The organism is Frankia gtarii (genome assembly GCF_025403375.1).
GTDB classification, from domain to species: Bacteria; Actinomycetota; Actinomycetes; order Frankiales; family Frankiaceae; genus Frankia; species Frankia gtarii.
In genome coordinates this window covers 1-12,584 of sequence record NZ_JAMPTM010000202.1, presented here as the reverse complement: position 1 = coordinate 12,584, position 12,584 = coordinate 1, and the positions used below count along the sequence as shown (strand labels likewise).

The following is a 12,584-nucleotide window of genomic DNA, read 5'->3' as shown; positions in this document are numbered from 1 at the left end:
GTGCTCGGCGGCGTCCGGGTGGCGATCGCCGGGGAGCCCGAGACCCTGCTGGCCGCCGGTTCGCTGCTGCGCGACGTCGGCGCCGAGATCGTGACCGCGGTGTCGCCGACCCCGGCGCCGGCCCTCGCCGCCGCGCCCTGGGCCGAGGTCGTCATCGGCGACCTGGCCGAGTTCGCCGAACGGGCGCAGGCCGCCGGTGCCGAGCTCGTCCTCGGCTCCAGCCACGCCCGGGCAATCGCGGAGCGGATCGGCGCCGCGTTCCTGCCGATCGGGTTCCCGATCTTCGACCGGCTAGGGGCGGCGTTGGCCGGCACCGCCGGTTACGTCGGCAGCCTGCGGCTGCTGATCGACGCAGCGAACCGTGTCCTCGACCACGGGCACGGGCACGCCCGGCCGGGTCGGCCGTCGCTGCCCGACTCGCACGGATCCGCCGCGGCCGGTCATCGTGCCGGCCCCGAGATCCCCCAGCAGGGGCGCGGCACGGCAGAACCCGACGAACTCGACAACCTGTTCCAGGAGTCCCCGTGTTGAAGATCGCCTTCGCGACCAGCGACGGCACCGCTGTGGACCAGCACTTCGGCTGGTGCCGACGGTTCGACGTCTACGAGGTCGGCCCCGAGGGGTCGCACCTGCTGGAGACCCGCCTGCTGGAGGCGGCGTCCGACGACGAGCAGGACAAGATCGAATCCAGGCTGGCCGCGGTCACGGACTGCGCGATCCTCAACATCGCCGACATCGGCGGCACCGCCGCGGCGAAGGTCGTCAAGGCCAAGATCCATCCGGTGAAGGTGGCCAAGGGCGCCAGCGTCTCCGATCTGCTGACCCGCTATGTCGCGACGCTGGCCGGGTCCCCGCCGCCCTGGCTGCGCAAGGTCCTCAAGCACAGCGAGTCGCAGCAGCCGGCCGCGCAGAGCTGGACTCGCAGCGTCGCCGCCGTTCTGAAGGGAGATGCGGCATGAGCGAGGCGAAGGACTTCCTGCGTGACCTGCTCGACCAGGTCCGGGCCGGCGACTCCTACGGCCAGCTCGATCGGTTCTCCGACGACCAGCTGCTCGCCCCGTTCGTGGTGACGAAGGAGCAGCGCCGCACGATCGCGACCAACTGCGACCTCGACATCGCCACCGGGGCCCGGCTGCGGTCGTTCTACCAGGCGATCGCGGCCGCCACCGAGAAGGCGACCGGCGCGTTCACCACGACGATTCTCGACCTCAACAGCGAGGGTTTCGGCCGGGTGATCATTTTTGCGGGCCGACTTGTCGTGCTCGACAACGCGCTGCGTGACGTGCAGCGGTTCGGCTTCAACTCGTTCGAGGAGCTCGCCGCCCGCGGCGAGGCCCTGGTGAGCGGCGCGAGCAAGCTGATCGAGCGCTGGAGCGAGGTCGCCCGCGATGACTCCTGAGACGCCGGCGCCGAACACCGCGAGCCTCGACCCCGCCGGCCTCGACGCCGCCGCCGCCCAGCAGCGGCTGCGCAAGCTCCACAGCAAGGCCACCCGGCTCAAGCTCGATCTTCACGACCTCGCCGAGGACCTCCCGATCGGCTGGGAGGGCCTGCTCGACGTCGCCCGCCGGACCTATGACGCCTACGCCGAGATTGCCCTGTTGGAGGGCCTGGCCGAGAAGGAGACGTCGCGATGAGTGCGACCACCGACGCCGGCCAACTGGCCGAGTTCAACCGCTGCTCCACCGCGGAGGAGTACTTCAGCCTGCTGGAGGTCGACTACGACCCGCGGGTCGTGGCCGTCAACCGGCTGCACATCCTCAAGCACTTCGCCGACGAGCTGGCCAAGCTGCCCGAAGCCGGAGCCGACGCGGAGCATCCGCGGCATCTCCTGCGCGAATACCGCGACGCGCTCGTCCGCTCCTACGAGGCGTTCACCAACGCCACCGCGCTGGACCACCGCCTGTTCAAGGTGCTGAAGGACCGCGCACCGCAAGCGGCGGCCTTCGTGTCGACGTCCGAGATCACCGTGCAGCGGTTGGGGTCCACCCAGCCGTCGGAAACGTCCGAGCCGACGGAGGAGTCCCGATGACCAGCAACACCTACGACGTCGGCGATGTCGTCGTGGCAGCCAAGGCGCTGCGCAACGACGGCACCTACCCGGACCCGGCGATCTCCATCGGCGAGATCCTGGTCGAGGAGGGCACCCGCGGCCAGGTCATCAACGTCGGCCTGTACCTGCAGGAGCACATCGTCTACGCGATCGCCTTCGAAAACGGCCGCATCGTCGGCGCGTTGGAGCGCGAGCTCACCGCCGCCGAGGATGCGGCGGACGAGGAGTCCGGGGACGTGCAGCCGGCGCAGGCGCAGCCGGCCGCGAAGACGACGGCCGCCGGGGCGGCGGCGGAAGGCTCGGCCCCGGCCGCCGTCCTGGTAGCAGAGAAGGTGCCAGCCGAGCCCGCCGTGCACAGCGTTCACGACGGGGCCGCCGGGCCGGCGGCGAAGTCCTGCAAGCACGGGTCCTCGAACTGCAAGTCCGCCAAGGCGGACGCCGAGGCCGCGGCGCCGGCCGCGCCCGCCAAGCCCACGCCGCCTGCCAAGGCTGCGGACCCGGCCAAGCCCACGCCGTCCGCCAAGCCCACGCCGCCGGCCAAGCCCACGCCGTCCGCCAAGCCCACGCCGCCGGCCAAGACTGTCGGCGCGGGCACGCCCGGCGCGCAGGACGGCCGTCGGTGAGCGGCTGCGCGAGCACGACGAGCTGCGGCACCAGCGCTCCCGTGCAGGACCCGGAGATCGCGCAGAAGATCGCCAACCATCCGTGCTACAGCGCCGAGGCGCACCAGTACTACGCCCGCATGCACGTCGCGGTCGCGCCCGGCTGCAACATCCAGTGCAACTTCTGCAACCGGAAGTTCGACTGTGCCAACGAGAGCCGGCCAGGCGTCACGAGCACGCTGCTGACTCCCGAGGACGCGTTCGCCAAGGTCAAGCTGGTCGCCAGCGAGATCAAGCAGATGAGCGTGCTGGGGATCGCCGGGCCCGGTGACCCGCTGGCGAACCCGAAGCCGACGTTTCGCACGATGGAACTGGTGGCCCGGGACTGCCCGGACATCAAGCTGTGCCTGTCGACCAACGGCCTGCGGCTGCCCGAGTTCGTCGACCGGATCGCCGACCTCAACGTCGACCACGTCACGATCACGATCAACATGATCGACCCCGAGGTCGGCGAGCGGATCTACCCGTGGATCACCTGGCGGGGCAGGCGGTACACCGGCCGGGAGGCATCGAAGATCCTCTCCGAGCAGCAGCTCGCGGGGCTCGCGGCACTGACCGAGCGGAAGATCCTCTGCAAGGTCAACTCGGTGATGATCCCCGGGATCAACGACGAGCACCTCGTCGAGGTCTCCCGGACCGTCAAGGGGCTCGGTGCCTTCCTGCACAACGTGATGCCGCTGGTCTCGGCCCCCGAACACGGCACCCACTTCGGCCTGACCGGCCAGCGTGGCCCGACCCCGCAGGAGCTCAAGGCCCTGCAGGACCGGTGCGAGCAGGACGACGGCGCCGAGATGAACATGATGCGCCACTGCCGGCAGTGCCGCGCCGACGCGGTCGGCCTGCTCGGTGAGGACCGCGGCGACGAGTTCCTGCCCGAGACGTTCCGGGGCCGGGAGATCGGCTACGACCTCGCCGGTCGCCAGCAGGCGCACGAGGAGATCGAGCGCTGGCGCACCGAGGTCGCCGCCACCCGGCAGACCCTCAACATCTCCACCGGCGCGCGCACCCCCGACGCACCGGCGGCCGAGCCCGTCCGGCCGGACGAGGTCGTCCTCGTCGCGGTCGCCACCAAGGGCAGCGGCGTCGTCAACCAGCACTTCGGCCACGCCGGCGAGTTCTGGATCTACGAGGGCGGCCCCGGCTGGGCTCGCCTGGTGCAGACCCGCGACGTCGACCGCTACTGCAACGGCCCGTCGGACTGCGACGAGGACGCATCGAAGCTCGACCGCACCATCGAGATGCTCTCCGACTGCGCAGCCGTGCTGTGCAGCAAGATCGGCCTTGGGCCGCGCGAGGCGCTCGAGGAGGCCGGCATCGAGCCGGTCGAGATCTACGACCTGATCGACAAGGCGGTGGCCGAAGTCGGCGCCCGCCTCGTCACGGACCGCGCCCCTGCGGAGGTAGGCACCCCATGACCGCGACCGCCACCGTCATCGAACTGACCGACAAGGCCGTGGCGCAGGTGCGCCACCTGCTTGGCTCGACCCAGGGGACCGAGGGATTCGCCCTGCGCATCGGGGTCGACCCGGGTGGCTGCTCCGGCTACACCTACAAGCTGGCGCTGGTGCCCGGCGCCGAGACCGGCGATGTCGTGCTGCCGCAGGACGGCTTCGACGTCGTCGTGCACACCTCCAGCGTCGATCTGCTGCGCGGGATGCGCGTCGACTACACCGAGACGCTGACCTCCTCCGGCTTCACCTTCGCCAACCCGAACGCGAAGAGCTCCTGCGGGTGCGGGTCGTCGTTCGGCTCGTCCGACGATCCCGAGCGCACCGCGGCCGACTCGAAGCTGCGCGAGCAGGTCGAGGAGATCATGGAGGAGATCCGCCCGCTGCTGCGCGGGGACGGTGGGGACGCCGAGGTCGTCGCGGTCCTCGCCGGGGGTGGGCAGCCCGGCTCGGCCGAGGTGCACCTGCGCCTGACCGGTGCCTGCGGCGGCTGCTCCAGCGCGAACGCGACGCTGACCGGCGTGATCGAGGCCCGGCTCAGGCAGGAGCTGCCGGAGATCGGCCGAGTCGCGCTGGTCGCCTGAGGCGCCCCGCCCGAACGGGGGTGACGGCGGCGGATGGCCGCGGGTCCGCGGACCTGTCGGCCGCCCGCCGCCGCCACCCCCCAGCGGGCGACCCGTTCGACCAGTCGGCCCCGACCAGTCGGCCCCGACGAGTCGGCCCCGACCAGGCGGCCCCGACCAGGCGGCCCCGACCAAGCGGCCCCGACCGACCCGACTGATCGGGTCGCCTTCCCCCGTCCTGCCGAATCCGCGGAGAGCTCGATGGTCACTGCTCGGTCTCACTCCCACCCGCGCCTGCGGTCGATGTGCCCCGGCCCGCCCGCGCGGATCCTGCCCGTACAGGCGGCGCCGCCCGCGGCGGAGACTTCCCGACGCTTCGATCGGCAGTTGACCATCCCCGGCTTCGGGGTATCGGCCCAGCGGCGGCTGAGCCAGGCAACGGTCCTGGTGGCCGGCGTCGGCGGCGTCGGCGGGGCGGCCGCGACCTATCTCGCCGCCGCCGGGGTCGGCCGCCTCATCCTGATCCATCCGGGCGTTTTGGAAGAGCCCGACCTGAACCGGCAGACGCTCATGCGGCCGGAGCGGGTCGGCGAGCCCCGGGTCCAGTGCGCGGCGGACACCCTGCGCGCCCACCATCCAGGCGTCGAGATCGTCGCGGTGGACCGCGACCTCGCGGACCCGGCCGTGCCCGGCCTGATCGCCGAGGCGGACACCGTCGTCGACGCCCGGCACAACTTCCCCGAGCGGTACCTGATCAATCGGCTGTGCGTGCGGGCGGGGGTGCCGCTGGTCGTCGCCGCGATGAACGCCACCGAGGCGTATCTGATGGTGGTCCGGCCGGGGGAGCCGTGCCTGCGCTGCGTGTTCGGCGAGGGCGACCCGGCTTGGGAACCGCTCGGCTTCCCGGTGCTCGGCGCCGTCGCGGGCACGGTGGGCTGCCTGGCCGCGACGGAGGCGCTCAAGGTCGTCGGCGGTTTCGCCGAGCCGGCCGTCGGTCGCCTCGTCCATCTCGACCTGTGGGACGTCGACCTGCGCACCCCGCGGACCCGGCGCGACCCGGCCTGCCCGGACTGCGGCCCGGGGAGCACACCGTGATCTACCTCGACAACAATGCGACGACGCCGGTCGACCCCGAGGTTCTCAACGCCATGCTGCCGCTGCTGCGGGAGCACTTCGCCAACCCGGCGAGCCCGCACCCGGCCGGTCAGGCGGTCGCCCGGCTCGTCGACCGGGCTCGCCGCGACGTCGCCATCCTCGCCGGTGCACGCCCGCGCGACGTGGTGTTCACCAGCGGCGCGACCGAAGCGGCCAACCTGGCGATCACCGGGGTCCTCGCCACGGCGCCCCCGAACCGGCGCCGCGTCCTGGTCGGGGCCACCGAGCACCCGGCGGTCCGCGCCGCGGCGCAGGCCGCCGCCGAGCTGCACGGGGGCCGCGTGCAGACCGTCCGGGTGCACCCGGACGGCGCCATCGACCTGTCCCACCTGCGCGCGCTGCTGCATCCCATGACGCCGTCCACCGCTGTGCCGCCGTCCACCGCTGTGCCGCCGTCCACTGCTGGGTCGGCCGCGGATCCCGAGGGCTCAGGGGGCTCCCGGGGCCGCGGCGAGGCCGACGAGGTCGCCCTGGTCGCGGTCATGGCGGCCAACAACGAGACGGGATCGCTCAACGACCCGCGACCGGTTGCCGCCCTCGCCCACGAGGCGGGAGCGCTGTTCCTGTGTGACGTCACCCAGGCGTTCGGCCGCATCCCGGTCTCGGTCACCGAGACGGGGATCGACCTCGCCGTCGCGTCCGCGCACAAGATGTACGGCCCGAAGGGCACCGGTGCGCTGATCGCCGGCCGGTCGGTGCGGGCGCGCCTCGCGCCGCTGATTCACGGCGGCGGGCAGGAACGCGGCCTGCGGGCCGGCACCCTCAACACCCCCGGCATCGTCGGTTTCGGCGCCGCGGCCCGCATCGCCGCCGCGATGATGGACGACGAGGCCATCCGGCAGCGGGCCCAGACGGACCTGCTGTTCGACCTGCTCGTCGGGTGGCTCGGCGCGGATGCGCTGGAGGTCAACGGGCCGGTCGAGGACGGCAGCGCCCGGCCCGGCATGGTCCGGCTGCCGAACACGTTGAACCTGCGCTTCGTCGACGCCGACGCGGACGCCGTCCAGTCCTGCCTGCCCGACGTGGCGGTGTCCGCCGGCTCCGCCTGCCACGGCGGGGGGAGCGAGCCGTCCCCGGTGCTGCTCGCAATGGGCCGTTCGGCGACCGCCGCGCGGGAAAGCCTGCGGTTCAGCGTGGGTCGGTTCACCACCGTGGATCAGATCCACGCCGCCGCCGCGACGGTGGCCCGCGCCGTGCTGCGCGTGCAGTCCCTTCGGGCGGTCGGGTCCGGCGAGGTCCCCCCGCCCGCCGAACCCGGGGAGCCCGAGCTGCCGGCGGCGAGCGGCCGGCCCGCCGCCGGCTGGACCGGCGAGGTCTCCCCGACCCCGGGGCGGACCCCGGAGCTGCCCGTTCCTCGGTCTGCCCTGCCCTGATGACCGGCCCGCGCTGCCAGTCTCGCCACGCGTGGTCCTGGCACTCCCGGCGCGGGATCGCGACGTTGAGATGAGGTCCCTCATGCCCACCGAGCAGTTGTCCGAACGGTCCGAAGGGGCCAGACGGCTGGAGAACGTGGTTATCCGCTTCGCCGGAGACTCCGGCGACGGGATGCAGCTCACCGGTGACCGATTCGGCGCCCAGGCGGCCGCGATCGGTAACGATGTGGCGACGCTGCCGAACTACCCAGCGGAGATCCGCGCCCCAGCGGGCACCGTGGCCGGCGTCTCGAGCTACCAGCTTCACATCGCTGACCACGACATCCGGACTCCCGGTGACCAGCCTGACGTCCTCGTCGCCATGAACCCCGCGGCGCTGAAGGCGAACGTCGCCGAGCTGCGCCCCGGCGGCGTCATCATCCTGGACACCGATTCGTTCACGGTGCTGGGGCTCGAAAAGGCCGGCTACGACATCGACCCGCTGACCGACGGCTCGCTGGACGCCTTCCAGGTGCACGCCATCAACCTGACCGGGTTCGCCGCGGCCGCCGTCGCCGATCACAACCTCAAGCGCAAGGACGCCGCGCGGACGAAGAACATGTTCGCCCTCGGCCTGGTGTCCTGGATGTTCAGCCAGCAGATCGAGGACACGATCGCCTACCTGCAGAAGCGCTTCGCCTCGAAGCCCGACGTGCAGGCCGCGAACGTCTCCGCGCTGCGCGCCGGCTGGATCTACGGCGAGGCGAGCGAGGCCTTCGCGAACGTGTACGAGGTGAAGCCGGCCCCGCTCCCGGCTGGCACCTACCGGCACATGAAGGGCAACAAGGCCGTCGCCTACGGCCTGGTGGCCGCGGCGCACCAGGCCGCGATGCCGCTGTTCCTCGGCGCCTACCCGATTACCCCGGCGTCGGAGATCCTGCACGAACTGGCCGCGCTGGCCTCCAACGACGTGCGGTCCTTCCAGGCCGAGGACGAGATCGCGGCCATCGGCGCGGCGATCGGCGGGTCCTACGCCGGCATGCTCGGGGTGACGGTCACCTCGGGTCCCGGGATGGCGCTCAAGGCCGAGGCGCTCGGCCTCGCCGTGATCATGGAGCTGCCGCTCGTCATCGTCAACGTGCAGCGCGGCGGGCCGTCCACCGGCCTGCCGACCAAGACCGAGCAGTCCGACCTGCTGCAGGCGCTTTACGGCCGGCACGGCGAGGCGCCGATGCCGGTGATCGCGGTGCGCTCGGCAGCGGACGGCTTCGACGCCGCGATGGAGGCCGCGCGGATCGCGCTGGCCTACCGCACCCCGGTCATCCTGCTCTCCGACGCCTACATCGCCAACGGCAGCGAGCCCTGGCGGGTCCCCGAGGTCGAGGAGCTGCCGTTCATCGGCATCGACCTCGCCACCGAGCCGAACGCGGTCGACGCGGACGGCAACCCGATCTTCCTGCCGTACGCGCGTGACCCGGTGACCCTCGCCCGGCCGCTGGCGATCCCCGGCACCCCGGGGCTGACCCACCGGATCGGCGGCCTGGAGAAGGCCGACCTCACCGGCGCGGTGTCCTACGACCCGGACAACCACGATCTCATGATCCGGACCCGACAGGCGAAGATCGACAACATCGACGTGCCGCCGCTGGAGGTCGACGACCCGAGCGGTCCGCCCGGATCCGGTGCGGACGTGCTCGTGATCGGCTGGGGTTCGACGTGGGGCCCGATCGGGGAGGCCTGCCGGCAGGTGCGGGCCGAGGGCATGAAGGTCGCCCAGGCGCACCTGCGCCACATCGTGCCGCTGCCGGCGAACCTCGCCTCGGTGCTCTCCGAGTACCACACCGTGCTCGTGCCCGAGATGAACCTCGGCCAGCTCGCCGGCCACCTGCGCCGCGAGACCCTGATCGACACCGTCGGTTACAACCAGACCCGCGGGATGCCGTTCCGGACGGCGGAGCTCGCCTCCGTCATCACCCGGGTGATCCAGGGCATCGACGAGGACGCCTCGGGTGCCACCGGTACGAAGCCGGTCGGCGATGTCGGCGCGCGCCTCGCGGCGATCTCGGAGGCGGGGGCGGCGAAGCCCGCGGCCCGCGCCGGCACGGCCACTGCCAGCCAGCACGACGTGACCCGGGAGGCGGGACGATGAGCACGATCAACGGAAAAGCCGAGGAGCCGGTCGGCGGCGCGAGCGGCCGGCGGGCGCCGACGGTGGCGGACTTCACCACCGGCCAGGAGGTCCGCTGGTGCCCCGGCTGCGGGGACCACGCGATCCTGTCGACGATGCGCGGGCTGCTGCCGGCCCTCGGCGTCGCGCCCGAGAACACCGTGGTGGTGTCGGGCATCGGCTGCTCCTCGCGGCTGCCGTACTACCTCGACACCTACGGCATCCACTCCATCCACGGTCGGGCGCCGTCGTTCGCGACCGGTATCTCGATCAACCGGCCGGATCTGTCGGTGTGGGTCGTCACCGGTGACGGCGACGCGCTGGCCATCGGCGGCAACCACCTGATCCACGCGTTGCGGCGCAACGTGAACCTCAAGATCCTGCTGCTCAACAACCACATCTACGGGCTGACCAAGGGGCAGGCCTCGCCGACGTCCAAGGTCGGCACGATCGGTCCGTCGAGCCCGTTCGGCTCACTCGACAACCCGTTCAACCCGATCGCGCTCGCGCTCGGGGCCGGGGCGACGTTCGTGGCCCGCACGATCGACTCCGATCGCCGCCACCTCACGGCGACGCTGACCGCCGCCGCGGCGCACAAGGGCGCCGCGCTGGTGGAGATCCGGCAGGGCTGCCCCACGTTCAGCGCGATCCCCCGTCAGCCCAGCCGGGCCGCCGGCGAGACGAGCCCCGCGGAGCCGGACGACCCCTCGGCGCCCGAGCACGGCCCGATCCGGCTCTCGCCCGGCCTGCCGATCGTCTTCGGCGCCAAGGAGCAGTGGGGCGTGGTCCGCGACCCGAGCACCGGTGAGCTGGGTATCGGCCACGGCGGCGACTCCCGCGTCGTCGTCCACGACCCGGGCACCCAGAACTCCACCTACGCCTACGGGCTCGCCCGCCTGGCGGAGACGTCGCTCGCCGAGCCGCCGATCGGGGTGTACCGGTCGGTCTCCCAGCCGAGCTTCGACCAGCTCTACCAGGAGCGGCTGGCGACGGCCCGCCCCGACGGCCGTGGTGACCTGCGGTCGCTGCTCACGGGCAGCGACTCCTGGGTGGTCGCCGGCTAGCAACCAGACCGCCGGCCGGGGAGCTGCGCCCCCGGCCGGGGCGGACGGGCGGCCGGGCGGACCGCCCGTCCCGTGATGAGAGGGGACCAGGTCGACTTCGGTCGGGCTGGTCCCCTCTGACGCGTCCGGGTCCGATGGTGGCATGGCCGGAGCGGCCTCCTCGGAATGCCCGGTGGGAATGCCACTTCGAATGGCCCCGAGCGGGGGACCGGCCAGGGCGGAAATCCTTGGGGTTACCGGAATGGGAGAGACCCGAATTCGCTCGGAGACGCCGCCAGCGCGGTCGGGGCAGTTCGCGGCGACGCTTCACGGCCGGCCTTCACGCGGGCCTCCGCGGCGGCGGTGCGCGGCGGCGTTTCATGGCGGCGTTTCATGGAAATGCCGCCGGCCGGCTGCATTGCTGCGGCCGGCCGGCGGTGTGGTGTGAAGTTGAAAGGCCGGTGCCCGGACGGGGGTGGTCCTGAGCACCGGCCGTAGCCGGCGGTCCCGCTGACGCCGTGGCCGCGTCAGCCTTCGCCGGCGGCTTGTGCCGTCAGCGTCCGTACCCCGCGACGAAGGGGGTGTCGGCCCTGATCGGGCCGACCCTGCCCGCGCCGCCCGGATCGCCGACGGGAACATCCCGCCCAGGCAGGATGGTGTTGAAGAAGCGGGCCTCGTCCACGATGAACTCGAATTCCGACGGTGGTACCAGCTTGACGCTCATGATCGCGTCGACCGGGCAGGCCGACTCGCACGCCGCGCAGTCGATGCACTCGTTTGGATTTATGTACAGCTTCCGAGCGCCCTCGTAGATGCAGTCGACGGGACATTCGCCCAGGCAGGCGGTATCCTTTAAATCAATGCAGGCGGACGTGACGACAAACGTCATGAGTGCCTTCTTTACCGGTCGCCGGGACGGGTCGAGTGTTGAAGGCGGGCCGGGCCCACGGTGACCCGCGGATCGATGGTGGACTCCGTCGTCGATCACGGAATCCGTGCCACCGGAACCGGTCCGATTTCTACGGTTCGGCCTTACGTGCGGCTTCCAGGAAAGCGTAACAGGAGACCGGGCTGGATGGCGAGGTCGGCTGTAAAGGGAGCGTAAACAAGTCGATCCGTGTTCAGTGGCTTTCGATGTGAAGATCCCAAGGTCCCGGAAAAACCCAAGGATAAGTCCAAGGAAAAGTTTTTCCTGGCCCCCTGGCCCTGGCCGTCGCCGCCCTCACTGCGCCGCGTAGGTGCGCAGCAGCGCGACGGTGACCAGGAAGACGGCCACCGGCACGGTCACCGCCGCGCTCGCGGCGAACCTGTCGATCTCGCCGTGGTGGGCGACCCGGTCGATGTTCGCCGTGAGGTCGGCGCCGACGGCCGCCGCGGCGGCGAAGCTGAAGTAATCGATGGCGGGCTGCACCGCGACCATCGCCGACAGGATGGACTCGCCCAGAACGATGATCGCGAACAGGCCGTACCGTTCCGCGATGTGGGGATGCCACGGGGTCCGCCCGGCCCGCTCGGCGATGATCGGCACCGCCAGTTCCGAGGGGGCCATCACGGCGAACCCCAGCAGGTGCCAGCCGTCCGCCCCGCGGGCGGCCCGCAGCCACTGGGTCACCAACCCGCAGCGAAACATGGCGTAGCCGAGGGTCACCACCGTGAAGTCGTCGTCGAAGGCACGCGGCACGCCGGCGGCGAGAATCAGTACTCCGGCTATCTGGACGAAGGTCGCGACCCGGTCCGGCACATCGTCGACGTCGTAGGCGGAGGTGGCCAGGTGGGTGAAGTTCATCCACGCCCACCAGACGGCGAAGAAGACGGTGAAGTAGGCCACGGCGCCGGCTGCCCACGCGTCCCTCGCCCAGCGCGTGGTGCAGCTTCGTGGGCGACTGCGCGACCGCGACCGCGAAGCGCAGATCGAACAGCCGCTCCAAGCGGTGTCGCCACCCGGTGTGGCCGGGCGCATCGGCCGGCACCAAGGGCGTCGGCTCACCTGCGGCGGCGTCGAGGAGCCCGCCAGCTCGGGCAGCGTCATAGCCGGAAAGGCACCGGCCGGCTCCGGTTTGCCGCCCGACTGGCAAACCGGCAGGTGACCGACCTGACAGTAGGTCGTCCGGGGAGGCTGCGGCCCCGCCGGTCCCCACCGG

Annotated in this window: 13 protein-coding genes and 1 pseudogene; 12 read left to right on the top strand and 2 right to left on the bottom strand. The window is 71.9% G+C overall.

All coding sequences use genetic code 11. The annotated features are described in order from the left end of the window. The 12 genes and pseudogenes from NBZ83_RS23470 to NBZ83_RS23415 form a co-directional block, all read left to right on the top strand. On the top strand, positions 1–531 hold a 531-nt coding region (locus NBZ83_RS23470), incomplete at its 5' end, for a nitrogenase component 1 (RefSeq protein WP_308203821.1). Continuing rightward, the gene (gene nifX, locus NBZ83_RS23465) at positions 525–959 is read left to right on the top strand and encodes a nitrogen fixation protein NifX (RefSeq protein ID WP_136447373.1); all 435 of its coding nucleotides are present in this window, start codon (positions 525–527) and stop codon (positions 957–959) included. The genes NBZ83_RS23470 and nifX, both read left to right, overlap by 7 nt. Further along, on the top strand, positions 956–1,399 hold the full coding sequence (locus tag NBZ83_RS23460) for a NifX-associated nitrogen fixation protein (protein ID WP_261566131.1): 444 nt from the start codon (positions 956–958) through the stop codon (positions 1,397–1,399). The genes nifX and NBZ83_RS23460 overlap by 4 nt, the downstream gene beginning before the upstream one ends. Next, positions 1,389–1,637: a CCE_0567 family metalloprotein gene (locus NBZ83_RS23455; protein WP_261566130.1), complete on the top strand. Its 249-nt coding sequence runs from the start codon at positions 1,389–1,391 to the stop codon at positions 1,635–1,637. Before NBZ83_RS23460 ends, NBZ83_RS23455 begins: the two co-directional genes overlap by 11 nt. Then, a complete protein-coding gene (gene nifW / locus NBZ83_RS23450; protein ID WP_261566129.1) occupies positions 1,634–2,032 on the top strand; it encodes a nitrogenase-stabilizing/protective protein NifW in 399 nt (132 codons plus the stop codon). The genes NBZ83_RS23455 and nifW overlap by 4 nt, the downstream gene beginning before the upstream one ends. Continuing rightward, the gene (locus tag NBZ83_RS23445; RefSeq protein ID WP_261566128.1) at positions 2,029–2,676 is read left to right on the top strand and encodes a nitrogen fixation protein NifZ; all 648 of its coding nucleotides are present in this window, start codon (positions 2,029–2,031) and stop codon (positions 2,674–2,676) included. Before nifW ends, NBZ83_RS23445 begins: the two co-directional genes overlap by 4 nt. Next, a pseudogene (gene nifB, locus NBZ83_RS23440) lies at positions 2,676–4,130 on the top strand (nitrogenase cofactor biosynthesis protein NifB); the annotation flags it as partial. The gene NBZ83_RS23445 and the pseudogene nifB, both read left to right, overlap by 1 nt. Then, a complete protein-coding gene (locus NBZ83_RS23435; protein WP_261566126.1) occupies positions 4,127–4,747 on the top strand; it encodes an iron-sulfur cluster assembly accessory protein in 621 nt (206 codons plus the stop codon). The pseudogene nifB and the gene NBZ83_RS23435, both read left to right, overlap by 4 nt. 240 nt (positions 4,748–4,987) lie before the next feature. Beyond that, positions 4,988–5,821 (top strand): HesA/MoeB/ThiF family protein, encoded by an 834-nt coding sequence (locus NBZ83_RS23430; RefSeq protein WP_261575801.1) that lies wholly within the window; start codon positions 4,988–4,990, stop codon positions 5,819–5,821. Continuing rightward, entirely contained in the window at positions 5,818–7,254 is a 1,437-nt protein-coding gene (locus tag NBZ83_RS23425) for a cysteine desulfurase family protein (RefSeq protein ID WP_261575800.1), read from the top strand. The genes NBZ83_RS23430 and NBZ83_RS23425 overlap by 4 nt, the downstream gene beginning before the upstream one ends. Before the next feature lie 82 nt (positions 7,255–7,336). Then, positions 7,337–9,382 carry a 2-oxoacid:acceptor oxidoreductase subunit alpha gene (locus NBZ83_RS23420; RefSeq protein ID WP_261566123.1) on the top strand — a complete coding sequence of 682 codons (2,046 nt, stop codon included), beginning with the start codon at positions 7,337–7,339 and terminating at the stop codon, positions 9,380–9,382. Beyond that, positions 9,379–10,464 (top strand): 2-oxoacid:ferredoxin oxidoreductase subunit beta, encoded by a 1,086-nt coding sequence (locus NBZ83_RS23415; RefSeq protein ID WP_261566122.1) that lies wholly within the window; start codon positions 9,379–9,381, stop codon positions 10,462–10,464. Before NBZ83_RS23420 ends, NBZ83_RS23415 begins: the two co-directional genes overlap by 4 nt. A gap of 532 nt (positions 10,465–10,996) precedes the next feature. Here the strand turns inward: NBZ83_RS23415 and fdxA are convergent. Together fdxA and NBZ83_RS23405 are read right to left on the bottom strand one after the other, a co-directional pair. Then, complete coding sequence (fdxA, locus tag NBZ83_RS23410; protein ID WP_261575799.1) at positions 10,997–11,332, bottom strand: ferredoxin; 336 nt, start codon at positions 11,330–11,332, stop codon at positions 10,997–10,999. Positions 11,333–11,665: 333 nt separating this feature from the next. Further along, positions 11,666–12,271, bottom strand: a complete 606-nt coding sequence (locus NBZ83_RS23405) for a low temperature requirement protein A (protein WP_261566120.1) — start codon at positions 12,269–12,271, stop codon at positions 11,666–11,668. Between the last annotated feature and the right edge of the window lie 313 nt (positions 12,272–12,584).

Excerpts from the sequence above, each read along its gene's own strand:
- NBZ83_RS23460 (WP_261566131.1), top strand. The coding sequence starts at position 956 with ATGAGCGAGGCGAAGGACTTCCTGCGTGACCTGCTCGACCAGGTCCGG.
- NBZ83_RS23455 (WP_261566130.1), top strand. The coding sequence starts at position 1,389 with ATGACTCCTGAGACGCCGGCGCCGAACACCGCGAGCCTCGACCCCGCC.
- nifW (WP_261566129.1), top strand. The coding sequence starts at position 1,634 with ATGAGTGCGACCACCGACGCCGGCCAACTGGCCGAGTTCAACCGCTGC.
- NBZ83_RS23445 (WP_261566128.1), top strand. The coding sequence starts at position 2,029 with ATGACCAGCAACACCTACGACGTCGGCGATGTCGTCGTGGCAGCCAAG.
- NBZ83_RS23435 (WP_261566126.1), top strand. The coding sequence starts at position 4,127 with ATGACCGCGACCGCCACCGTCATCGAACTGACCGACAAGGCCGTGGCG.
- NBZ83_RS23430 (WP_261575801.1), top strand. The coding sequence starts at position 4,988 with ATGGTCACTGCTCGGTCTCACTCCCACCCGCGCCTGCGGTCGATGTGC.
- NBZ83_RS23420 (WP_261566123.1), top strand. The coding sequence starts at position 7,337 with ATGCCCACCGAGCAGTTGTCCGAACGGTCCGAAGGGGCCAGACGGCTG.
- NBZ83_RS23415 (WP_261566122.1), top strand. The coding sequence starts at position 9,379 with ATGAGCACGATCAACGGAAAAGCCGAGGAGCCGGTCGGCGGCGCGAGC.
- fdxA (WP_261575799.1), bottom strand. The coding sequence starts at position 11,332 with ATGACGTTTGTCGTCACGTCCGCCTGCATTGATTTAAAGGATACCGCC.